The organism is Enterovibrio nigricans DSM 22720 (genome assembly GCF_900167155.1).
Classification (GTDB): Bacteria; Pseudomonadota; Gammaproteobacteria; order Enterobacterales; family Vibrionaceae; genus Enterovibrio; species Enterovibrio nigricans.
This window is the reverse complement of sequence record NZ_FUXU01000020.1, coordinates 31,871-55,314: the sequence shown is the minus strand read 5'-3', so window position 1 is coordinate 55,314 and position 23,444 is coordinate 31,871. Positions and strand designations below refer to the sequence as shown.

The following is a 23,444-nucleotide window of genomic DNA, read 5'->3' as shown; positions in this document are numbered from 1 at the left end:
AGTATAATACTAATGAAACGCCACTCATACGACAGAGACGACCTATTAGCTTCAAGCCAAGGAGAGCTTTTTGGACCAGGTCGTCCTCAACTTCCAGCCCCTAATATGCTTATGATGGACCGCATTGCGGAGATCAAAGATGAAGGTGGTGATTTTGATAAAGGTTTTATCATCGCTGAGTTGGACATCACTCCTGACCTATGGTTTTTTGATTGCCACTTCCCAGGTGACCCAGTAATGCCAGGCTGTCTCGGCTTAGATGCTATGTGGCAACTCGTTGGTTTCTTCCTAGGTTGGATGGGCGGCGAAGGCAAAGGACGCGCTCTGGGTGTTGGTGAAGTTAAGTTCACGGGTCAGATTCTGCCAACGGCGAAGAAAGTGACTTATGAAATCCAAATGAAGCGCGTTATTAACCGTAAATTGGTGATGGGCTTAGCGGATGGTCGAGTGCTAGTAGACGGTAAAGAGATCTACGTAGCGAAAGACCTAAAAGTGGGTCTTTTCAAAGACACATCTTCTTTCTAAAGAAAGTCTATTTCAATGAAACCGCCATTTTGGCGGTTTTTTTTCGCCTGCGAGTTTTCGCTGTCCTCCCTCGCTTTCATCGCCCTTAGATACGAGTATACAAAAGCAGTATAAAAACAAAATTGAGCACAAAAAATACAGTTATAGTGCATTAAGTGGGCATGTAAAAGCCCCTTTCGGGGCTTAACGTTAATAGTTTGGAAAGATGGGATCACTTCATGGATGTGGCTTTAGTATCTCGGCCATCGCGCCAGCCTCCTAGCCATTGGCTTCGCGCGTCCGTGGCTTGATAGGGACATGTTTCAGAGGATCGACCGCTCATACCAGCTTGATAGCCTTTCGCCTGTGCTCGCTCTAAACGATCTCGCTTCTGTCTCTTCATATTTCCGCCCTCTTATCCTTAGGTGGATGATTCTTTACCGTGCAGTTTCATTCAAGTTGATCTTTTATGAACCGCACTTATTAAGAGTCAAACATGGTCGAAAATTAATCAAGAGAGAAATGGCCCATCCGCTAAAAATTTGTGAAGATGAGCCAAAAATGAGCCTTACTTTTTACGACGCCACAATCCACCCAAGATAAGTAAACCAAGGCCTACGAGACCAAAGCTAGCTCCGCTGCGTTTAACTGGCTCGTTGATTTCGGTACGTGGCGTAATGGAACCGCTGTTATTACGGGTCAATTTCACCGCCACCAGCTCTTCTGTAACACTGCACAAAGCATTTTGCGCTGTAGAGCTATAGCCCGCAGAGCAATAGAAGGCCGAAGCTGCAATATCACCTTTGTCGTTGATATCAAAAGCTTCTGCTATACGGTATTTGTTCGCTTCACCAAAAGCATTACCGTCGTTCGTCAGGTCATCCAGAAGCCAGCCGCGCGTATTGTTAAACGTTGTAGCTAGATACTGCGCATTGTCATTCAAATAGATGTATCCACGTTGTCTACGTATACGATCCTGAACGTTTTCAACATCAACTTTACCAACCAATTCATTTTCATTGTTGATACTTGCAGCTGTTGCGTTGTAACCGTAGAAAAACAAATTGCTTTGAGATGAACCAAGAACAGTCGTTGTGGAGTCCTTGTTGACAAATACATTTTCCGCGTAAGAGCCATTTTGTGCATTGTAATTCTTTACCACACCAATGGCATTACCATTATCATTGATATCAGTTGCTATCGTGTAACTGTATACAAGGTCATTATTTCCATTTCGAATATCAATGCCTGGAATCAAATCCATTGTCCAACAGTTTTGAGTTGCCGTACCATTGCCCAGAGCAGTCAAACAATTGTTAAAGTCAGCAATGGGGGTAAATTTAACGGCACGAGTGAAAAAACCATTCCTTTCATACGTACTGAAACCGACTAAAGTTGGTGAAGTCGCAGAGTTTACGAATGATGCACCTTGAACTGATGCCTGTGCTGTTTCGTCGCCACTACGATACGTACCATTTGGAAAGTTTGTGATTGCTCTAGCATTGGATGGGTCACTGAAATTTGTAACCCAGGCAGACGCCTGATTGGCAAATTGAAAGTATTGACAGGCTTGATTATCATAACTTGCAGTAGTTGAGCACGTTGACAAATTAACGTTTACGTCTTCAGGCCAGGTGTTACTGTCAGCCGGATCCACCATATTGGCCACCGACGCAGAGCCAAATGTCAGTGTTTCACCAACAAAGATACCACCAAGAGGATCAAGAGAAATTGCTCCACTTGCATTCGTTTGACCAATGGTAGTAATCACGGTGCTGATCGCACTTGGCGGCAATAATTCAGTACTTCCATTAAACCCACGAATCTTAAATGCGCGAGCGTAATGCAAATCTTTATAGTATGGACTGCTTGATACTCCAACAACATTCCCTGAATCATCAACTTCATTGATGATTACATTAGTAGAGTTTTCAATTTTTGTGCCCGTTGGAGGGGTTGATACACCATTTATACCAAATGGGTTAACTCTTGCGGCTGTATACGCCTTACTATTGCTGGTGTAGCCATCATCCCAAGCCTCGATCTCTGACTTCAAGCCGCCTTGGCAAACATTAGCATCATAATCTTGACTATCGCAGATTTCGCCTGAAGGTTTAAGACCATACCATTGCTCATCCGCCCAGTTACCACATGTTGCGTACCCAAGATTATCGTCACAATAACTATTTAGGTCATTCCAGCTATTAATGAAGTGTTCGTTATCTATATAGAACGGTAACTCTTGAGAGTAATCAATGCCCTCTGGACCTGATAACACTTCATAACCCACTTTAGAGGAGTCAGGAGAAATAGCCGTGGCTTTTGAAGACTCCGTGCTAGATGTGCCTACCACAGTATCTGCCCTTTCAACGGAATATACCGCGGCATTGGCAATTGTTGGCAAGCTAGCGACCGCCAAAGCGATCGCTGATAATTTGAATGTATTGAACTGCATTACGATTCCTTTTGCATTTCTTCGAGTTCTTCCCAGCGCTCAAACGTGGTATCCAGTTCTGCTTCAGCTTCACTCAGTTTCTGCAGAACAGATTGCGTCTCTTCGTTGCTTTTCTGGAAGAACGCAGGATCGTTCACCGATTCCTGTAATTGCGCGATTGTATTTTCTAAGTTTTCAATCTGCTGTGGAAGGGCTTCAAGCTCTCTTTGCAACTTATAAGACAGTTTTTTGCCTGATTTATTGCTGTTCGCTTGTTTTTTAGGCTCTTCTACTTGCGGTATTTCTTTCGGTTTAGGGCTTTCCACTTCTATTGTCTTTATGTAATTTTCACGTTGCTGCATTGCATCGTGATAACCACCAACAAATTTACGAATAAGACCGTCACCTTCAAAAATCCAACTGTGCGTTACTGTATTGTCAACAAACTGTCGATCGTGACTCACTAACAACAAAGTACCCTGATAGTTGGCAAGCAATTCTTCTAAAAGTTCCAACGTTTCGATATCCAAATCATTCGTTGGTTCATCAAGAACAAGAAGGTTACACGGTTTCAGGAAAAGACGAGCCAACAACAGGCGGTTTTTCTCGCCACCCGAAAGAGCTTTGACAGGTGTACGCGCACGACGAGGATGGAACAAGAAATCTTGTAAATAACCAAGTACATGGCGCTTACGGCCACCTACTTCTACCTCAAGCTTGCCCTCCGCCAAGTTATCAACCACTGTTTTTTCAGGGTCCAACTTTTCGCGGTACTGGTCAAAGTAGGCCACTTCAAGTTTGGTTCCGACATGGAAATTGCCTGATTGTGGCTGAAGTTGTTCTAGCATTAATTTCAGCAGTGTACTTTTACCACAGCCATTTGGTCCAACCAATGCAATACGATCACCACGCATGACATTAAAACTGAAATCATTAATCAGTGACTTGCCATCCCACTGATAGCTAATATCCTCTGCTTCAAAAACAATTTTTCCGGATTTCACCGCTTCATCAAGAAGGATGTTGGCATTGCCCATCACATCGATGCGATCGGAGCGCTCCCTACGAAGCTGTTTCAAGGCGCGAACACGACCTTCATTACGCGTACGACGTGCTTTGATACCCTGACGGATCCACGTTTCTTCTTGAGCCAGTTTCTTATCAAATTCTGCATTTTGCTCCGCTTCAACACGCAGCATCTCTTCTTTACCTTCCAGGTACTTCTCATAATCACCTGGCCATGACGACAACTTTCCGCGATCTAAGTCGACGATACGTGTTGCCATAGAACGAATAAATGCACGGTCGTGCGAAATGAAGATGATGGCACCTTTGAAATCCTTCAAGAAGGTTTCCAGCCAAAGGATGGTAGCAACATCTAAATGGTTTGTAGGTTCGTCAAGCAGAAGTACATCTGGTTCACATACCAATGCACGGGCAAGGGCCGCTTTACGCTGCCAACCACCAGACAGTTCAGATAGCTGTTTGTTGCCATCCAACTTTAACGCATCCAAGACCATCGTCAGCTGGTTTTCAAAACGCCAAGCACCAGAGTGGTCTAATTGCTCTTGAACGCGAGCAAGACGATTGATGTTCTTCTCACTAGGGTCCGTTTCAATCACGGCCAATAGCTCATGGTACTCTTTCAGCTGGGCGCCGACTTGAGCAAGCCCCTCTGCGACGTAATCGACAACCGTACCGGCTGCATCCCGTGGAGGATCCTGCTCCAAGCGCGACACTTTCAGATCTTGTTGACGGGTAATACTTCCATCGTCCAGTTGTACGGTGCCATGGATGACTTTCATCATCGTTGATTTACCTGCGCCATTTCGCCCTACAAGACAGACACGCTCGCCAGGTTGAAGTACAAATTCTGCATGATCGAGAAGAGGGTTATCTCCGTACGCCAATTGTGCGTTGGTGATATTAATTAATGCCATGTTTCACTAACCAGGTTTCTAATTCGGAATAATCAAAAGGCCAACTCAGTTCATCGACAACTGAGCCGCTTATATTTTGATGAGAAAGTACGGGGATTGTGACACCGTAACGAGAGAAGAGTTCGTCATTGAAGGCAATGTCTACAAGGTGTATAGCAGTGGTTTTACCCACTGCTTCATACAATGCCTTCGCATCTTCGCAAAGATGGCAGCCTTCCGTGCTGTAAAGGACTAAGGCCATTAACCTTCCTTGTGAGTGATAATCCAACAGTTATGAATGTGCTTGTTGCGTTCAAAGTCCATAGGGATGGAGCGATTAGTGATGTTTTGAGCTTTCATGCCCAATGCATCCAGCTCTTCCATGTCCATCTTGAAATGACGCTTGTTGTTTGAAAACACAATCTCGCCATCTGGACGAAGCAAACGTTTCAAATCTGCCATTAGCTTAATGTGATCACGCTGAACGTCAAACGTATCTTCCATACGTTTTGAGTTAGAAAAAGTCGGCGGATCGATAAAGATAAGGTCGTACTGGCCCTTATCTTCTGACAGCCACTTCAGGCAGTCTGCGTGAATGAATTGATGCTGACGCCCTTCCTTACCATTCAGCTTCATATTGCGTTCAGCCCAAGCCAGATAGGTTTTGGACATATCAATCGTCGTCGTTGATTTTGCGCCACCAACAGCCGCGTGAACAGTCGCTGTACCTGTATATGCAAACAAGTTAAGGAAATCCTTACCTTTTGCTTTTTCACCCAGCATCTTACGGGTATAACGGTGATCCAAGAACAGACCTGTGTCTAAGTAATCCTGAAGGTTAACTTCAAGCTCAACACCGTATTCTTGCACTTGCATGAAACGTTTCGCTTCACCCAGCTTTTGGTATTGGCTCGTGCCCTTTTGTTTTTCACGGGTTTTCAGCACAACATTGTTTGCATTCACACCTGTAACCATAATTGTTGCGCGAACGACATCCAATAAACGACGACGTGCTTTCTCTTCTGGTACAGTTTTAGGTGGCGCGTATTCTTGTATCACGATTTGCTCAGCATAACGGTCAATCGCAACGTTATATTCAGGCAAGTCTGCATCGTACAAACGGTAACATTCAATGCCTTGCTGTTTCGCCCACTTCTCAAGTTTCTTCATGTTCTTGCGAAGACGATTCGAAAACTCTGGTGCAACATCCGCAACAGGTGCTTGACGCCCTTCTAGTGACGTTGTCACCTCACCACGAGCGGTGATTTGATAAGTCTTCATCACACAATCAAGCGCGCCGTTTCGAAGCTTGTAGGTGCTTTCTGCTCGCATACGCAAGCAGCTCAGCAACTCATCGGAACCAGAATAGATGGACGCAACTGAACCTTTGAATTGTGTTTTAAGCTGTACGCCAAGTTGGGTGTATAGCGCGATCAAACCCGGCGTTGTACCTAAACGCTCGCCATAAGGCGGGTTACAAATAATGACGCCCTCTTCAAAACCTTCTGGTTTAGTCAAATCCGCTGCATCAGCAAGTTCGAACTGGATAAGATCGGCAACACCTGCACGACGTGCATTCGCTTTTGCGGTTTCTAGAACTCGACTGTCATTGTCGAAGCCGAAGAAACGAGACTCACATTTGGCAGGCCCTTTCTTCGATTTAAAGGTCACTTCTGCATGTACTTCCATCCACTCTTCGCGTTTGAAAGATCTTAGCGATTCAAAACCCCAACGTTTACGTTTAAGGCCCGGAGCTACTTGCGCGGCCATCATTGCAGCTTCTATTAATAACGTGCCTGAACCACACATCGGATCGAGCAATGGCTTATCAAACGTCCAGCCACTTTTCTTCACAAGTGCCGCCGCGTTGGTTTCACGTAGAGGTGCAGCACCTGCTTCTGTACGGTAACCACGTTGGTGAAGGCCACTGCCTACCATATCGATACCCAACAAGCCTTGCTCTCTAGAAAGACGCATATGAATACGCAGATCAGGCTGTTCCCTGTCGATGCTTGGACGCGCAAGATCGGCTTTTACAAAACGGTCTACAATCGCGTCTTTTACTTTAAGCGCACCGTATTGGCTATTGCGGATCTCGTTGTTCGTACCATTAAAGTCGACGACGATGCGTTTATTTTCGCTAAAGTACTCGGGCCAGTTAATTGCCGTAGCACCAAGATACAGGTCCATGTCATCGCGAACAGCGAATTCACTCAATACGAGGATAAAACGCGATGCCGTGCGGCTCCATAAACAGCACGTGTAAAGGGTTTTCTCATCCGCGCGAAAACGCACACCGGCGTTTACGGCTTTAACACTGCTTGCACCCAGTTGTTCTAGTTCTTCTGCTAACAGGTTCTCAAGGCCGCGGGAGGTAATTGCTAAATATTGATTCATGGATATGGATACTGAGGAATGTTGCGCGCGATTATAACTGAAATCCCCGTGCTGCGCTCTACCTAGTAGGATTAATCTTCGCTTAGTCATCCGTTTGCTACACAAAAACACCCATCAAGGTTTCAGCTTTGCTTCCTTTTGTAGAAAAAACGCACTTATCCACACCCACACAGTGGTTTCCACACGGAAACAAATTCCTTCATGGCCTGTTTTCTAACGCAGTAGGTATAACAACTCAACATCTGAAGGTTTCACTGGCATCAGAGTGAGCGCACACTTATCCACAGAGGCTTATTTTCAAGGAAGAGGGATAACAAGGAATACAAATGTCCAAACCTGATAGTTTCCCAATGGGAATTAATTAAAGTGATTATTTTTGGTATATACCACAATGGTTTTCTTCAAGTTAAATGAGGAAAAGTTATTGCTATTGTTTCTAAATTTGGCGCGTAAATGCGTATTTTCCGTAGGATTCTACCGCCTATATACGCTTATTTAGGTGCGTTTCTGTGATGAGTATCACTCTGGGTATTCAAGGGAATGATGGATGATTCGGCTAACCACTCACCATTTCGGACGGTTTTTGTGCGTTAAAGGCTGGGGTTTTATCTGGAACGAAAGGTGTAATTCACGAGGTACACAAGAAGATAAGAACAGTACAAAAGAGAAGTGTGGGTATTGAAATGTAGTTCTACCCTAAGGAGAAAAAAGGCTGATACATTGCTGTATCAGCCTACCAACGCATATTGACCACTGCCACTATCATATTGTTCTTCGTAGATTGATAGTCGGTCATTCATTACTTTTATCGCTTCACAGAACCGCATTTGTTTTGATTCTGACAGAGCCAAAGGCGATTCTCCCGCATGCATACACAAAGATGCACAACCGGAGTTTTCAATCACCAAATAAGCTTCACTGCCAAAGTCGGTTTGTAACTCAACGATAGAGCCTGCAGCTGGCGTCACATGGCCTTCTATCGATTTGAAAAACCAACTCTTTGGTAGTAACGGTTTATGGAAGCGGTTTGCTGCCACTGCGTTTAAGACGAGTTCTGCCCTGCGTGGGCTAGAAAGCGGTAGAACACTGAGTGCTTCGTTGTAAACTTGAAAGAGAGATGCGTCATCGACTGAAAATGGGGTATCAACGAACGCATCGGGGATAAGATGCTTCTTTTCCATGGCGACACGGAAAACCATATCTTCACCCAAATCTAGCATTAGCAGTTGTGCTTCTTTGTCGAAGTACCATTTCCATGCATTATTGGGTTTCAACATAATTCGCTCCTGCGCCTGCAGAGAATCGGTCCGTGACCACTGAAATTAAGGTGCTTTTTCGGAAGTTTAATCGCGAAAAATCAAAAAAAAAGGGGAAATAATATTCCCCTTTCTCGGCACTTCTGTGTTTTTACCGGTTAAATGTTTCTGACGATATCTTTAACCAAGCGCGGACCGTGATAAATAAATCCCGAGTAAACCTGAACCAGTTCGGCACCAGCCATCATTTTCTCTTTCGCAGCCATGACAGAGTCAATACCGCCTACTCCAATGATTGGAAGTTTACCATTCAGTTCCTGATGCAAACGGCGAATCACTTCTGTGCTCTTGCTTTGAACAGGACGCCCACTCAATCCACCCGCTTCATGTGCATGAGGCATGCCCTCCACCAGCGAACGATCAAGTGTTGTGTTCGTTGCAATGACACCATCGATACCATGTCGAACCAAAGAATCAGCCACTTGAACTAACTCCTCTTCACTCATATCCGGCGCAATTTTCAGAGCCAGCGGAACATACTTACCGCGTGCGTCTGCCAATTCTTTTTGGCGCAATTTCAATGAGGAGAGAAGATCATCCAGCGCATCACCATATTGCAATGAGCGCAGACCCGGAGTATTTGGCGAAGAAATATTTACAGCGATGTAGCCTGCATGGTCATAGACTTTATCCATGCAAATCAGGTAATCATCTTTACCATTTTCAATCGGTGTATCTTTGTTCTTGCCGATATTGATACCAATAATACCGTCGTACTTTGCTTTTTTAACGTTCTCGACCAAGACATCAACACCGAGGTTATTAAAACCCATACGGTTGATGATCCCTTCCGCCGGGATGATACGGAACAAACGTGGTTTATCATTACCGTCTTGTGGACGCGGTGTAACAGTCCCGACTTCGATAGAGCCAAAGCCCATAGCACCAAAAGCGTCTATGCATTCACCGTTCTTATCAAGACCAGCAGCAAGACCAACAGGATTTTTAAAATGCAACCCCATTACTTGAACAGGACGAGGAGGAAGATTCTGACGATAAAAAATATCGAGAGGAGTGCCAGTAAAGCGTTTAAAATTTTTCATTGCCAGATCATGAGCATGCTCTGGGTTCAACTGGAATATTGCCGATCTGGCGAGGCGGTACATCATGTAACCTCCAAAAAAAAAGCCCCGAATAAACGGGGCTGTATTATCAATGGTTTGTACACTCAATTCAAATTTAAAAGCGTAAGTTCTCGCAAAGCAACGGAGAATTTTGCGAATTCATGCGCTGTACCGACTTTAAACTCTGCGACTATGCTTTCCCAACGTCCCAAACTTACCGCATGTTCCACCATCCAAGACTCTAAACCCAGTTCGGCAGACTCTCCTTTGTTCATTCCCTCAAGAATATGGGCGGTCAACACGCGTTGTTGCCAATCGAGATCTTCCCGGAACGAGGCACGAGCCAACGCCTGCCAGTGATTTTCCACAGGTTGATTGGTAATTTGCTCTAGGAACCAATGAAGGGATAATGTATCGCCCAATACAAAATAGAGACGAGCCACTACATCGAAAGGCTTGTCCATTTGATCAGAGACCTGCGCCAAATCCAAACCTGCAAACAAGCTGCTCAGTCGGGCGACTTTATCTGCAATCACTTTCGGCACACCTTTGTCGGTGTATTCCTTGCTTTGCTGCTCATGTTCCTTAATTTCTGATGGAACCAAATATGTTTCTAGATTATCTGCAATGTTATTCACCGCAGGTTTGTAGAAAGCAACCAATTGCTCTATGCCCTTCTCTTTCATTGGATTACGTAAGATCCAACGCGTTGCGCGACGCAGTGTACGACGGCAACGGAACATAACAGCGTATTGGACTTGAGCTGGCAGCGTGTTATCAAGTGCGCGGATATCTTCAAACGTTTTACCAAATTCAAAAACTTCACGAGCAATGGCGTAAGCCGCCGCTATATCACCGACTCGTGCGCCCGTTTCGTCTTGCATGCGCGTGACGAAATTGAAGCCCATGTCGTTAGACATTTGATTAGCCAGGCTAGTTGCGATGATTTCTCCGCGCAGAGGATGCGTTTCCATTGCTTCGCGATAGTTACGTTGTAACTCTGTTGGGAAGTAAGCTGGAAGAAACTTGCCAAAGTGATCATCTTGCGTAATTTGCTCTGTAACCAGTTGCTCTTTCAAGACCATTTTGCCGTAGGCCACCAACACCGCAATTTCTGGTCTCGTTAAACCTTTACGATGTAGTTGTCTTTCCGCCAACGTTTCATCGTCTGGCAAGTATTCAAGTTGACGATCCAACTTGCCTTCTTTTTCCAAATAATGAATAAAGCGAATTTGTTCTTTCAACAGCGCCACTTGCTGTTCAGACGTGACCGAAATTGACTCGCTTTGGCAGTACGCATCTTCAAGAACAATATCAGATACCTCATCTTCCATGCGTACAAGCAATTCATTGCGTTGTTTGTACGTGAGATCCCCAGCAGCGACCAAGCTATTCAATAATATTTTGATGTTAACTTCGTTGTCTGAGCAGTCAACACCACCAACGTTATCAATAAAGTCGGTATTAACGAGACCTCCGCTCATGGCAAACTCAATACGGGCAAGTTGGGTCATGCCCAGGTTTCCACCTTCACCGACGATCTTTGCACCAAGCTCATTTCCATTGACACGAAGTGCATCATTCGCACGGTCACCCACTTCCGTATGTGTCTCGGATTCCGATTTCACATACGTACCGATGCCGCCATTCCAAAGTAGATCAACGTTAGATTTGAGGATCTGTTTGATCAACTCGTTAGGTGTCATGGTTTGCTTCCGCACGCCAAGCATTTTCTGTATTTCTGGCGTCAGCTCTATGGATTTAGAACGGCGCGAGAAAATACCGCCACCTTTTGAAATCAGTTTGGCATTGTAGTCTTCCCAACTGGATCGAGGCAGCTTGAACAAGCGATCCCTTTCTTTCCAAGACTTCGCGGAATCCGGGGTTGGATCGATAAAAATATGCATGTGGTTAAATGCCGCGACCAACTGAATATGTTTCGATAACAGCATGCCATTGCCGAATACATCGCCTGCCATGTCTCCCACTGCAACACACGTAAAGTCGGTTTCCTGACAGTTAATGCCAACTTCACGGAAGTGACGCTTAACCGATTCCCACCCGCCTTTAGCCGTGATCCCCATGGCTTTGTGGTCATAGCCATTTGAGCCACCGGACGCGAAGGCATCATCTAGCCAGAAGTTATATTCTTCTGAGATTGAGTTAGCCAAGTCAGAAAACGTTGCCGTCCCTTTGTCAGCCGCTACAACTAAGTAGGAATCATCATCATCATGTCTTACCACATGCAATGGTGGTGTTAACTCGCCTTCAATAATGTTGTCGGTGATATCCAACAAGCCTTTAATAAAGATGCGATAGCAACGCTGACCTTCTGCAAAAATCTCATCTCGACCTGTAAATTGATGTTGCTTCTTACAGACAAACCCACCTTTTGCACCAACGGGCACAATAACCGTGTTTTTAACTTGTTGCGCTTTTACAAGACCAAGCACTTCAGTACGGAAATCTTCCTGTCTGTCAGACCAACGCAAACCGCCACGCGCCACTTTACCACCACGTAAGTGAACGCCTTCGATATCCGGAGAATAAACAAAGATCTCAAACTCTGGGATTGGCTTAGGAATTTCTGGAATTTTTTTCGGTTGCAGCTTGAACGAAATATAATCTTTCAGTGCGCCCGTTACTTTGTCTTTTTGGAAATAATTGGTGCGATATGTCGCAAGGATCATTCCCATATAACGGCGAATGATCCGATCATCATCTAAGCTCTCAACCTGCTCAAGTTCTTCCACGATCTTGTTGATTATTTTGGTCTGTTCTTTGTCACTATTCTTGGCTGGGTCAAAACGTTTATTAAACAAATCAACCAGCAATTGCGCTAAATCAGCATGCGATGCCAGTGTTTCCTCAATGTATGACTGGCTAAATGGGAAAGCGACTTGACGCATGTAACGTGCATAAGCACGAAGAATTGTCGCTTCTCTGCCACTTAATCCTGAATTCAACACAAGTCGGTTGAACCCATCGCTTTCTAAACGACCGTGCCAAATACCCGCAAATGCTTCTTGGAATCGATCACGTGCTTCGGAAAGATCAAACCCCTTGCTGGCGGAGTGCAGCATCGAGAAATCAAGGATCCAGTATGTATCACCGGATGTTGTTTCTACTTTATACGGGGCCTCACCAATAACACGAAGACCTAGGTTTTCGAGCATCGGCATAACATCAGATAAATGGATAGCTTCATCTTTTTGGAACAGTTTCAAACGCACTGCACATGACGAAGTCGGCTCCTCCTGAGGACGATAGAAAAGCATATCAAGCTTTTTGTCTTCACTAAGGTTTTCGAGACGTTCAATGTCCGCCACCGCAGAGCCCGGCAGCATTGCCTCTTTATAAGAACGTGGAAAGGCGCGCAAATAACGTTTGGCGATTGGCGTTCCACTGTTCTCACCAAAATTAGCGATAACCGCTTCTTGCAGACGATCATCCCACGATGACGCTGCCTCTGTGAGATTATGTTCTAATTTTTTCACGTCGATATCAAAGTTGTTGTTCTCGACACGCACGATGTAATGCGTCCTTGCCAGTGGGCTTTCCGAGAAGAAAGTGTTGAACTCCACGTCCTGCTCTGACCCAAAATAGTTCTTCAAAATACGCTGTGTGGCGCGACGAAATTCTGTGTTGTATCGCTCTCTTGCGACATACACCATACAAGAGAAGAATCGACCAAAAGGATCACGACGAACAAATGCGCGCAGCATGTCGCGGTCTTGTACCTGAACTATGCCCATTCCTATATCGAGCATTTCCATTTCGGTAGCTTGGAAAAGCTCATCGCGAGGGAAGTTCTCTATAATATTTGCCAGTGCTTTCCACGAATGCGATCCTTCGTAGTAACCGCTAATCTCAAGGATCCGGTTTACTTTATTACGCAAGACTGGAATATTGCTGGTGGACTGGTTATATGCCGATGAAGCATACAGCCCATGAAAGCGGTGTTCGCCGACCACATTACCCTTTCTGTCAAAGCACTTAACACCGATATAGTCCATATAGGCGGGACGGTGAACGCGAGACTTACTGCTACCTTTATTGATGATCAAAATTTCTTTTCTGAGCGCAGTCGCACGTGCCGACTCAGGCATATCAGAAAGCTTCAATCCAGGCCGTTTTAAATCAAGTTTTCTCGCAAGGCCTAAACCTGGCTCATTCGACGCAACAAGAATATGATCGCCTTCAATTGCGTTGAGTTCGTAATACTTATAACCCATGAAAGTAAAGTTATGGGAAGCGATCCATTCTAGGAACTCAATTGCCTCACCCTGCCGTTCTTTCTCAACAACGGGTTTTTCTTTTTTAAGTGTCGCTATGATTTTGCTAACCTGTGCTTGCATTGGCTGCCAATCATTCACAATTAGAGCGACATCATTTAAGGTCTCTGTCAGCTCTTTCTCTAAAGCCGACATTTCCTTTTTACTTGTCATCTTATCGACTTCGATATGAAAGACAGTTTGTTTTTCGCCTTTATCACCACCAATTTCGATAACGTTACCCTTCGTATCTTTTACGATACGGTGTGGGCCATTGAGCATTAGGTGCGTAGCGATATCCAATCGATTCAGCGCCATGCGAACCGAATCGACTAAAAATGGAGCATCAGGAGTAAGTATTTCAACGATAGTGTGAGTGGACTGCCAGCCATTACCGCTGAGCGTAGGATTGAAGACTTTTACGAAGATGGTGGATTGATCATAGTTATTCAAATGGTGCCAGAGACTTATTACTGCTCCATAAAGATCGGACTCATTTCTTTCCTGAAGATCATCATCAGAGATAGGTCCTAAAATCCTTTTTGCCAATGTCTCTACAAGCGGTTGTTGTTTTTTATCCAGTTTCTCAGCAATCAGATGATAAACTTTCTCAAGCAACACCGGCACAATAGGGTCACGCGCGGTCATGGCTTACTCCACTTATTTAATATGTAATCGCTATGAGTATAGAGGTTAATCAGTCTTTGCGACTTATGAAGTAGTTTACGGCGTTGTTAATAAAAACGTTACATTAAAAAACGTTAATCCACCAAGACTTTTTAGATATGTGATTGACGTTCGGTTTAAACCATTTTGTCTAGCGATTTAAAACGGTTGTTTTCATCTACGATCAAACGAAATCTTCCCTTTACACCCTGTTGACTTAAATATGGACGAAGGCGAGAAGCCGGCAGTTGTAGGGTAAGCCCATGGTCTGTCGTTACAACCACATTTGCCGCGATGCCCGCGTAATGTTGCTGAAAGACATGATAAGAAATATCTACTCGAAAGAAATACACACTCGAATTCATAAAAAAACCGCCCTATTGAAGACGGCTTTAAAATACTCAATTTCAAAATTTATTCAAGGTTAGGCATCCAGCGCCTTGTTAATTTTCTCGAATAGATCTTTTGCAAGGTTGTCTAGGCTAGCCAATCGCTCAAGAGATTTACGCATCAAAGCCTGTCTGTCTTTATCGAAGCGTCCGAACTTGAGCAATGGATCAATCAAGCGTGAGGCAACTTGCGGATTAGACGTGTTCAGCTGGATCAGAATGTCGGTTATAAACTCATACCCTGAACCATCTTTGGCATGAAAATGCACAGGGTTATTGTTACAAAATGACCCAATTAGTGAGCGTGTACGGTTTGGGTTTTTCAAGCTAAACGCACTATGCGACATCTGTTCCTTCACATTCGCTAATGCACCGATCGCAGGGTTAATGCCCTGAAGCATAAACCATTTATCCATCACCAAACCGTCATGTGTCCACTTGTCGCTGAATGCTTTCATCAAATCAGCGCGAACAGAAAGTTCAGCGTGATTCGCAGCAGCCAGTGCAGCCGCTGTGTCGGTCATGTTGTTAGCGAGATCAAAATGCGTGCGAACCAACTCTTCGCCATTTTCAATATGTGCCAAATACCCCAAACATACATTTCGTAAGCTACGCTGGCCAATGGCTGTATGCTCAATCGTATACTCTGTTTGTTTTAGAGTGTTGTATACAGCAGTTAGCTCATCAGACAAATCGGTAGCAAATCGTTTTTTGATTGCGAGTCGAACTTGATTGATGGCATCCACATCCACCACACCAAACCAGCCACCGATCTCATTTTCGCTTGGCAGTGTTAATACTTCAGCAATAAGTGCAGCATCCAGTGAGCCATCAAGTAATACGCCGCGGAATGCATCGACAACATCACCAGGCAAAATGAATGCCTCACCCTTTTGAATACGCAAAACATTTTGTTTAATGTGTTTGGCCAAAAGCATTTGACCTGCATCCCAACGAGCAAACTCATTCCGGGCATGCACCATCAAGAAAGCTAATTCTTCATCACTGTACTCATACGCCAGTTTTACGGGTGCAGAAAACTCTCGCAACATCGAAATAACTGGCTTCTGATTAACGTTTTCAAAAACGAACTGCTGTGTTTCTTGGTTGATATGTAGAATGTTACTTACTTTTTCATTGTTACACTGTAACTCAATAACGCGACCCTCTTCGCCATACAGTTCAATGTCGAAAGGAATAAGTAACGGTGCTTTCTCTTTTTGGTCTGCCGTTGGTGGCGTGTGTTGATTAACGGTAAGCGTCAGCGTTTTATCTTCAGAATTATAAGCCGACGATACCGTTAGCTCTGGCGTACCTGATTGGCTATACCACAAACGGAACTGACCAAGGTCGATAGCAGAGGCATCTTCCATTGCTTTGACAAAATCTTCACAGGTCGCAGCCGTCCCATCATGACGTTCGAAATAAAGCTTCATACCCTTTTGGAAATTTGTTTCGCCCAACAGTGTATGCATCATTCGAATAACTTCACTACCCTTTTCATAAACGGTCAACGTATAGAAATTATTCATTTCTATAACTTTTTCTGGTCGAATTGGGTGAGCCATAGGGCTACAGTCTTCTGCAAACTGCGGGCCACGCATAATTCGAACATTGTTTATGCGATTAACAGCTCGCGAACCGAGATCTGAAGAAAACTCCTGATCGCGGAATACGGTCAGGCCTTCTTTCAAGCTCAGTTGGAACCAATCACGGCACGTTACTCTGTTACCTGTCCAGTTATGGAAGTATTCGTGACCAATGACAGACTCAATACCCAGGTAATCAGTATCCGTGGCGGTCTCAGAGTTTGCCAAAACGAATTTTGAGTTAAAGACATTCAAGCCTTTATTTTCCATAGCGCCCATGTTGAAGAAATCAACAGCGACGATCATGTAGATATCGAGATCGTATTCAAGATCAAAACGATCTTCATCCCACTTCATGGAGTTTTTCAAAGACGTCATCGCGTGAGCCGCCCTGTCCAAGTTGCCTTTATCGACAAAAATCTCTAAAGCAACATCGCGACCAGTACGCGTTTTGAAAACATCTTGCAGCAAATCAAAATCACCGGCGACTAACGCAAAAAGATAGCTCGGTTTTGCAAACGGGTCTTCCCACTGCACCCAATGACGTCCACCTTCAATTTCACCTTGTCCAACCTTATTGCCATTACTCAATAAGAATGGAAAAGCCACTTTGTCTGCAGTGATTTTTGTGGTGAACGTTGCCAGAACATCTGGGCGGTCTAAATAGTAAGTAATGCGGCGGAAACCTTCAGCTTCACACTGTGTGCAATAGGCACCATCAGACAGATAAAGCCCCTCAAGTGAGGTGTTTGCAGCTGGGTCAATTTCTGTTTCTATCAACAGTGTAAATTCTTGAGGTAGATTGGTTAGAGTAAGACCTTCCGAGTTTTCTTCGAAATGTGACCATTCTGTGCCATCAATCTCTACGCGGCGAAGTGTCAACCCTTCACCGTCTAACGTTAACGTGTCACTGCCCGCAGTAAGTTGTTTCACCTGACTTTTTGCAATCACAACAGAGTGTGATTCGCGAAGATCAAAGTCTAATTCGATTTGGGTAATTGTGAAATCAGGGGCTTTGTAGTCTTTACGATACTTCGCCTGTGGTTGTTGTGCCATGACAGTTTCCTTCAAATATTCACGCCAATGCTCTCGGTCAAAAAGAAAATGCAGAGAGAGCTAATTATGTGAGATAATTAACTAAGATACTCATAAACATAACGCATTGCTACTAACTCCCTGCATAAGGCGTAACCCATTAACCCCAAACATCCCATATTTTCCTATGAAAATGGGGTTACTTGAGGGTTGACTAAACCGCGCCATTTGGCGTTAAATTTGCACTCTTATGCCCAAGATTGCATTACTCTGGGTAGTAAATTGAAGATCTCAGCTAAAACGTTTCAGAGGTACTTTTTAAGGCATGCTTAAGCCAATTATTACGTCACTATTAGACACGGATGCCTACAAACTAAATATGCAACAAGCGATATTCCATCACTATCCGGAAGTCGATGTTGCTGCTGAGTTTCATTGCCGAAGCGATGAGAGCCTCGCTGAACTAAAAAACCTTGTAGAACAAGAAATTAAGTCATTAGCTAGCCTCCGCTTCTCAGCACAAGAGATTAACTATTTATCAGGATTGGGATTATACCAAGCCGATTACCTCTCTTTTTTAGAAGGCTTTTCTCTTAACGCTGATCAGGTTTCTGTTTCTATCGAGAATGATCAACTCGCCATTCGCATTGAAGGCAAATGGATAGACGTCATCCTGTGGGAAGTACCACTACTTGCGATTATCTGTGAGTTACGTTGTAACGATTTATATTCACAGGCAACGCCCACTCAAGCCGTTGAGCTTTTAGAAACTAAGTTAGCGTCACTATCCAACATTGAAAAAGACTTTCAGTTTGTAGACTTCGGAACACGACGTCGTTTTTCTAAAGCCGTACACCAAGCTATCGTTTCTCATCTAGTCAATCACTGTGATCATTTTGTTGGCACCTCAAACTTGAAGTTGGCAATGAAACACGGTATTCCTGCCGTGGGCACCCAAGCTCACGAGTGGTTCCAAGCGCATCAACAATTGGCTGGAGATCTGGCCGATTCTCAACAACTTGCGTTGCATCGTTGGCTACAAGAATATCCAGACAAACTTGGTATCGCCCTCACCGATTGCATCAATATGGATGCTTTCCTGAATGACTTTAACAAACATCTAAGTGAACAATTCATTGGCTTACGTCACGACAGTGGTGATCCGATTGCTTGGGGAGAGAAAGCTATCTCCCATTACGAAAGCCAAAACATTAATCCTTTAGACAAAGTCCTGATCTTTTCTGACGGATTAACGCTGGAAAAAGCGGTTAACATTCATCACCACTTTACTGGACGAATCAATACTTCGTTTGGTATTGGAACACAGTTGACGTGTCACCTTCCAACGGTCGAAACCCTAAATATCGTTATCAAACTCGTTACTTGCAACGGTAAACCCGTTGCCAAAATTTCTGACGAGCCTGGAAAATCCATCTGTCAGGATAACGAATACTTAAACGAGCTGAGAAAAGCATTCAATATCTAATAAAAAGGACGCAATGCGTCCTTTTTATTATCAAAGAAATTCAATGTTCGTGGCTAGTTTCTTTCCAATACCGCTTCCATACCAAACTGATTATTGCTTAGCTTTAACGTATCGGCTTGCAACTCAAAGACAGAATCTTGCTGCCCACCTCTATAAATTAAAACGAGATGATCATCTTCTAAATAGTAAACGCCACGATGAGTAACTGAACGTCCTTCGACACCAGACACTTTAACGGAGAATAAAAAATCAGGACGCAGTACCAACGCTAAATCTGAGACACGTTCATCAACATCTTTTCCCGATATAACATTGCTATGCCAAGTGCCCGATAAATTGTTTGGCAATACTTTTGTGAACTGCGCACCTTGAAGAGACAGTTGATTGTGATTGAGTTTGTAGAAGTGACGTTGAGTCTCTCCGTAATCATCACTCAAGACTAAAGTCGATTCGTCTAGATCATAAACACCCACCGCCTCTTCCACCGAACCATCCCGTTTTAAAAGCTTCACACTGAATCGAAAATCTGAATTAAAGCTGATATTTATCGCTTTGTAGGCATTTTCACCAGATGCCGATGTGGACTGATCTGAGCTAAACCAGTACCAATCACCAATAAGCAATGGGAAATCGAGTTGAGTGAGATCTTGAGACTTTACAGGTGTAGCCAGAAAGAAGATGACCAAGGCGAGACTGAGCAGTTTTTTCATGCGCTTCCCCTAACTCGTATTGTTTAATATATTTTAGACAAAGATCACGAGTTACGAGATTGTTAATAGTATAAATGATATTTTAACCATTGAAAAAAGGCGAGCATTATGCTCGCCTTTTTGTCGTTTTCACTGAGTATCAGCCGCGTTGAAGCTGTGTTGCCATGTCTAATGTGATCAGGGCAGCTTCATCCAAATAAGCATCAGGCTCTTCATAGTCGCTTGGTACATCATCCAAATTTTTAAATGAAGGTTTACCTAGCGATGCCTGACGTTCGTTTAACCGAACGAGGCGTTTTTTATCCGCATCCTCACGCTCTTGAATTCTCTCTTTTTCACTCAGAGAAACATCGTTGTCATCTTTGACAATTTTGTACTCTGCAATGTCATCGAGAATGAAACCAAACTCTTTGTCTTTATTGATTCGAGTTTGATGCGCAGAACCAAGATCCTTCACCAACGGTGTTAAGTGATTAACCGTTTCATAGGCAGCAGGTGTAATGCTGTCCCATGGTAGTGCGTTTTCTTCAACACTTTCACCGGTTTCTTCGGGATCAACTGCCGTTGGAAATGGAATATCCGGAACAACACCTAAATTCTGCGTACTACCACCGTTGATGCGGTAGAATTTCTGAATCGTATATTGAACATGACCCAATGGTTTATCAAAGAGATCATAAATATGATTCAGCGAGCGATGTTGTTGAACGGTACCTTTGCCAAACGACTGCTCACCAAGGATGACGGCTCTTCCATAGTCCTGCAATGCAGCAGCGAAAATTTCTGACGCCGATGCTGAGTAACGGTTAATCAGCACTGTTAACGGACCATCGTAATAAATAGCATTATCACTATCACTATTTACTTTTACGCGTCCATAGCTGTCTCGAACCTGCACGACTGGCCCGCCTTCGATAAACAGCCCCGTCAATGCCGATGCTTCACTTAATGCTCCGCCACCATTGTTACGAAGATCGATAACAATACCGTTAACCTTATCTTTCTTCAGATTAGCGATTTCTTTCTTCGTATCTTCGGCTAAGCCAACGTAGAAACTCGGGACAGAGATAACACCAATTTTGGCGTTCCCTTCATCAATCACTTCAGATTTAACAGCGCGATCTTCCAACCGAATTTTGTCCCTTACGAGCGTGACAGTGTAACTCTTGGAGTTTGCCCCTTCCGGCAATATCTCAAGTTTCACAGTGCTACCTTTAGGACCTTTAATCAGCTGAACGACATCGTCAAGGCGCCATCCAATGACATCCACAACTTTATCTTTGCTTTGTGCGACACCGATAATCCGATCACCCGGTGACAGCTTCTTCGACTTCGATGCTGGGCCGCCTGCAACCAGTGAACGAATCACGGTGAAATCATCTTCGACTTGAAGAACAGCACCGATCCCTTCTAACGAAAGGTTCATTTCTGACTGGAATTGTTCTGCATTACGCGGAGAAAGATAACTTGTGTGTGGATCAACTTCACGAGCAAACGCATTAAGGTAAAGCTGGAAAGCATCTTCACTTTTCGTTTGCGTCAAACGCTTGATAGCATTGTTATATCGTTTAGAAAGTGTTTCTTGAATTTCCGGCCATTCTTTACCTGCGAGCTTCAAGTTTAATGCGTCGTTTTTAACGCGCTTACGCCAGAGCTCATTCAACTCTTCTTGGTTTTTAGCCCACGGTTGCTCGCTTCTATCAACAAGCATACTTTCATCAACATCGAATTTAATCTCATTATCCAATAACGCTAATGCGTACTGGTAACGGTCAAAACGTTGAAGTAGCGACTTATTGAAAATATCGAACGCAGCGGTTGTATCACCAGAACGAAGTTGATCATCGAATTGGAGTTGCCACTTCGAGAGTTCATCGATGTCATTTTGGGTAAAAAACAGTCGATTGAAATCAAGTGTTTCTAAGTAGCGCTCAAAAACTTCAGATGAAAATTCGTCATCAAGTAAGAATTGCTTATAGTGAGATTTTTCAAAACGGCGAGTGATTCTTTTGCTCGCAGTTTTGTGCTGAGGTTCAGAAACCAGAGTAGGAATATCAGCAGCGTCAAATTTGGCCTCAAAGGCCTGAGCGGATGCCGCTAGCATTAAGCTAGCAGCAATCGCGGAAAAGCGGAATCGACAAATCATGCGTCGAGGTTTCTCCTTTATGAACTAAGGTGCTCCGCTTTCACTAGCATGGTCAGGCCATTGCTTAAACGAACGCGCACCTCGCCCTTGTTAAGTTCTACAATCGTAGCAGGCATGTTGCCATTGCCCATATTAACATTTACGTCTTTACCTACGACAATGTCTTCAGCCTTGAGTTCACGACGTGGTTCAGCAGGCTTATTATCTAGCTTAGTATTTTTTGCCTTAGCTGGTCGAGATTTTGAAGGGTTAGCTGTTGATTTATTTGCTTTTGGTGCTCTTTTTTCTTTCGCGCCTGGCTTTTTATCACCATTTTTCGCAGCTTGCTCTTTACGACGCTCACTTGCACGCGCTTTGCTTTCTGCCAGTGCAGTTTGAGCATGATCAATATGCTCTTGCTCAAGCTCTCCACAATCGTTGCCATCTAGGTCAACGCGGATCGCACCAGCTTTCGCACCGTATAGGTAACGCCAAGAAGATGTATACTGGCGTAGTGCTGCACGTAGCTGAGTTTTACTGACTTTAGCATCATCAGCAAGGCGGTTAGCCAGATCTTGAAAAATGCCGATTTTCAGAGGACGGGCTTCACCTTCCAATGTGAAGCATTTAGGGAAAAGTTCAGCAATGTAGGCGATAACTTGCTTGCTGTTGGCTAGTTTTTCAGTGTTTTCCATCTTTCTTCCTGTCTCTTTGTGTTACGAGCGCACAATAGAGAGTGTACGGGTTAACAAATTAAGTGCTGCGTATTATAGATACCTCTGCGTGAAAAACCACAAAGAAGCTTAAATTTAGAGGTGTTTTTGCAATTCATTGACCAATAAAGTGAGACCTGTTTCATCATCTTGATCGAATCTTGCTAAAATTGGTGAATCTATGTCCAGCACACCGACGAGTTTCTCTTTTATATACAAAGGTAAAACAATTTCTGAATTACTGTCTGCATCACATGCGATATGCCCTTCAAATTGATGAACATCTTCGACTCTTACCACCTTTTTCTGCGTAAAGGCACTTCCGCACACACCTTTCTCATAGGGAATACGCACGCATGCTGGCTTACCTTGAAAAGGACCCAACACCAGCATTTCGCCATCATCCAAGTAAAAACCAGACCAGTTTAGGTCTGGCAGTGATTGGAACAACAGCGCACTAACATTCGCAAGGTTTGCGATTAAGTTGGGCTCTCCCTCTACCAATGCGACGGCTTGGCGAGTGAGCAATGTATAAAAATCGGCTTTATTTTCCATGAGACTACTGCTTACATACAAATCGTGTGCAACCTTAAAACGGAATGGCGCTTTATTCAATGCTGCCTTAAGTTGACGAACGTTTTATGTGCGCCTTGCTTGTATTTTGGTCACTCATTAGGAAAAAGTGATTTTCTTTTCAGGGCATAAAGAGCAAAGCATGGAAAAAAGGTGTGTAAAACTAACAGTTTGATTAAGATAGCCACCTATAATTAGCGAGCATGCGATCTCATCAGTACCTTTGTCTGTAGATCTCAATAAAAAAGCG

Annotated in this window: 16 protein-coding genes; 2 read left to right on the top strand and 14 right to left on the bottom strand. The window is 44.0% G+C overall.

The features are described 5' to 3' along the window. Positions 1-6: 6 nt before the first annotated feature. Positions 7-525 carry a bifunctional 3-hydroxydecanoyl-ACP dehydratase/trans-2-decenoyl-ACP isomerase gene (gene fabA, locus B5D35_RS09650; protein ID WP_101210165.1) on the top strand — a complete coding sequence of 173 codons (519 nt, stop codon included), beginning with the start codon at positions 7-9 and terminating at the stop codon, positions 523-525. A gap of 211 nt (positions 526-736) precedes the next feature. On the opposite strand, the gene rmf is transcribed toward fabA, so the two are convergent. The 10 genes from rmf to pepN all read right to left on the bottom strand — a co-directional run bounded on the left by rmf (position 737) and on the right by pepN (position 17,608). Continuing rightward, entirely contained in the window at positions 737-907 is a 171-nt protein-coding gene (gene rmf / locus B5D35_RS09645; protein WP_078752376.1) for a ribosome modulation factor, read from the bottom strand. A 165-nt stretch (positions 908-1,072) separates the two neighbouring features. Further along, positions 1,073-2,959, bottom strand: a complete 1,887-nt coding sequence (locus tag B5D35_RS09640) for a DUF3466 family protein (protein WP_078752375.1) — start codon at positions 2,957-2,959, stop codon at positions 1,073-1,075. Then, positions 2,959-4,878 (bottom strand): ATP-binding cassette ATPase Uup, encoded by a 1,920-nt coding sequence (uup, locus tag B5D35_RS09635; RefSeq protein ID WP_078752374.1) that lies wholly within the window; start codon positions 4,876-4,878, stop codon positions 2,959-2,961. The genes B5D35_RS09640 and uup overlap by 1 nt, the downstream gene beginning before the upstream one ends. After that, positions 4,865-5,119, bottom strand: a complete 255-nt coding sequence (locus B5D35_RS09630) for a glutaredoxin family protein (protein ID WP_078752373.1) — start codon at positions 5,117-5,119, stop codon at positions 4,865-4,867. Before B5D35_RS09630 ends, uup begins: the two co-directional genes overlap by 14 nt. Continuing rightward, on the bottom strand, positions 5,119-7,254 hold the full coding sequence (gene rlmKL, locus B5D35_RS09625; RefSeq protein WP_078752372.1) for a bifunctional 23S rRNA (guanine(2069)-N(7))-methyltransferase RlmK/23S rRNA (guanine(2445)-N(2))-methyltransferase RlmL: 2,136 nt from the start codon (positions 7,252-7,254) through the stop codon (positions 5,119-5,121). Before rlmKL ends, B5D35_RS09630 begins: the two co-directional genes overlap by 1 nt. Before the next feature lie 728 nt (positions 7,255-7,982). Beyond that, complete coding sequence (locus tag B5D35_RS09620) at positions 7,983-8,531, bottom strand: cell division protein ZapC (RefSeq protein ID WP_078752371.1); 549 nt, start codon at positions 8,529-8,531, stop codon at positions 7,983-7,985. Between the two features lie 137 nt (positions 8,532-8,668). Continuing rightward, positions 8,669-9,679, bottom strand: coding sequence for a quinone-dependent dihydroorotate dehydrogenase (gene pyrD / locus B5D35_RS09615; protein ID WP_078752370.1), 1,011 nt, complete (start codon positions 9,677-9,679; stop codon positions 8,669-8,671). A 59-nt stretch (positions 9,680-9,738) separates the two neighbouring features. After that, the gene (locus tag B5D35_RS09610; protein WP_078752369.1) at positions 9,739-14,556 is read right to left on the bottom strand and encodes an NAD-glutamate dehydrogenase; all 4,818 of its coding nucleotides are present in this window, start codon (positions 14,554-14,556) and stop codon (positions 9,739-9,741) included. A gap of 155 nt (positions 14,557-14,711) precedes the next feature. After that, complete coding sequence (locus tag B5D35_RS09605; RefSeq protein ID WP_078752368.1) at positions 14,712-14,939, bottom strand: DUF2835 domain-containing protein; 228 nt, start codon at positions 14,937-14,939, stop codon at positions 14,712-14,714. Positions 14,940-14,998: 59 nt separating this feature from the next. Then, positions 14,999-17,608, bottom strand: coding sequence for an aminopeptidase N (gene pepN, locus B5D35_RS09600; protein ID WP_078752367.1), 2,610 nt, complete (start codon positions 17,606-17,608; stop codon positions 14,999-15,001). Positions 17,609-17,912: 304 nt separating this feature from the next. Here pepN and pncB point away from each other — a divergent pair, with 304 nt between their 5' ends. Beyond that, the gene (gene pncB / locus B5D35_RS09595) at positions 17,913-19,073 is read left to right on the top strand and encodes a nicotinate phosphoribosyltransferase (RefSeq protein WP_078752366.1); all 1,161 of its coding nucleotides are present in this window, start codon (positions 17,913-17,915) and stop codon (positions 19,071-19,073) included. A gap of 53 nt (positions 19,074-19,126) precedes the next feature. On the opposite strand, the gene B5D35_RS09590 is transcribed toward pncB, so the two are convergent. The 4 genes from B5D35_RS09590 to B5D35_RS09575 form a co-directional block, all read right to left on the bottom strand. After that, complete coding sequence (locus B5D35_RS09590) at positions 19,127-19,783, bottom strand: lipocalin family protein (RefSeq protein ID WP_078752365.1); 657 nt, start codon at positions 19,781-19,783, stop codon at positions 19,127-19,129. Between the two features lie 139 nt (positions 19,784-19,922). Continuing rightward, the gene (gene prc / locus B5D35_RS09585; protein WP_078752364.1) at positions 19,923-21,929 is read right to left on the bottom strand and encodes a carboxy terminal-processing peptidase; all 2,007 of its coding nucleotides are present in this window, start codon (positions 21,927-21,929) and stop codon (positions 19,923-19,925) included. Positions 21,930-21,946: 17 nt separating this feature from the next. Further along, positions 21,947-22,603: an RNA chaperone ProQ gene (proQ, locus tag B5D35_RS09580; RefSeq protein WP_078752363.1), complete on the bottom strand. Its 657-nt coding sequence runs from the start codon at positions 22,601-22,603 to the stop codon at positions 21,947-21,949. A gap of 114 nt (positions 22,604-22,717) precedes the next feature. Next, the gene (locus tag B5D35_RS09575) at positions 22,718-23,176 is read right to left on the bottom strand and encodes a GAF domain-containing protein (RefSeq protein WP_078752362.1); all 459 of its coding nucleotides are present in this window, start codon (positions 23,174-23,176) and stop codon (positions 22,718-22,720) included. Between the last annotated feature and the right edge of the window lie 268 nt (positions 23,177-23,444).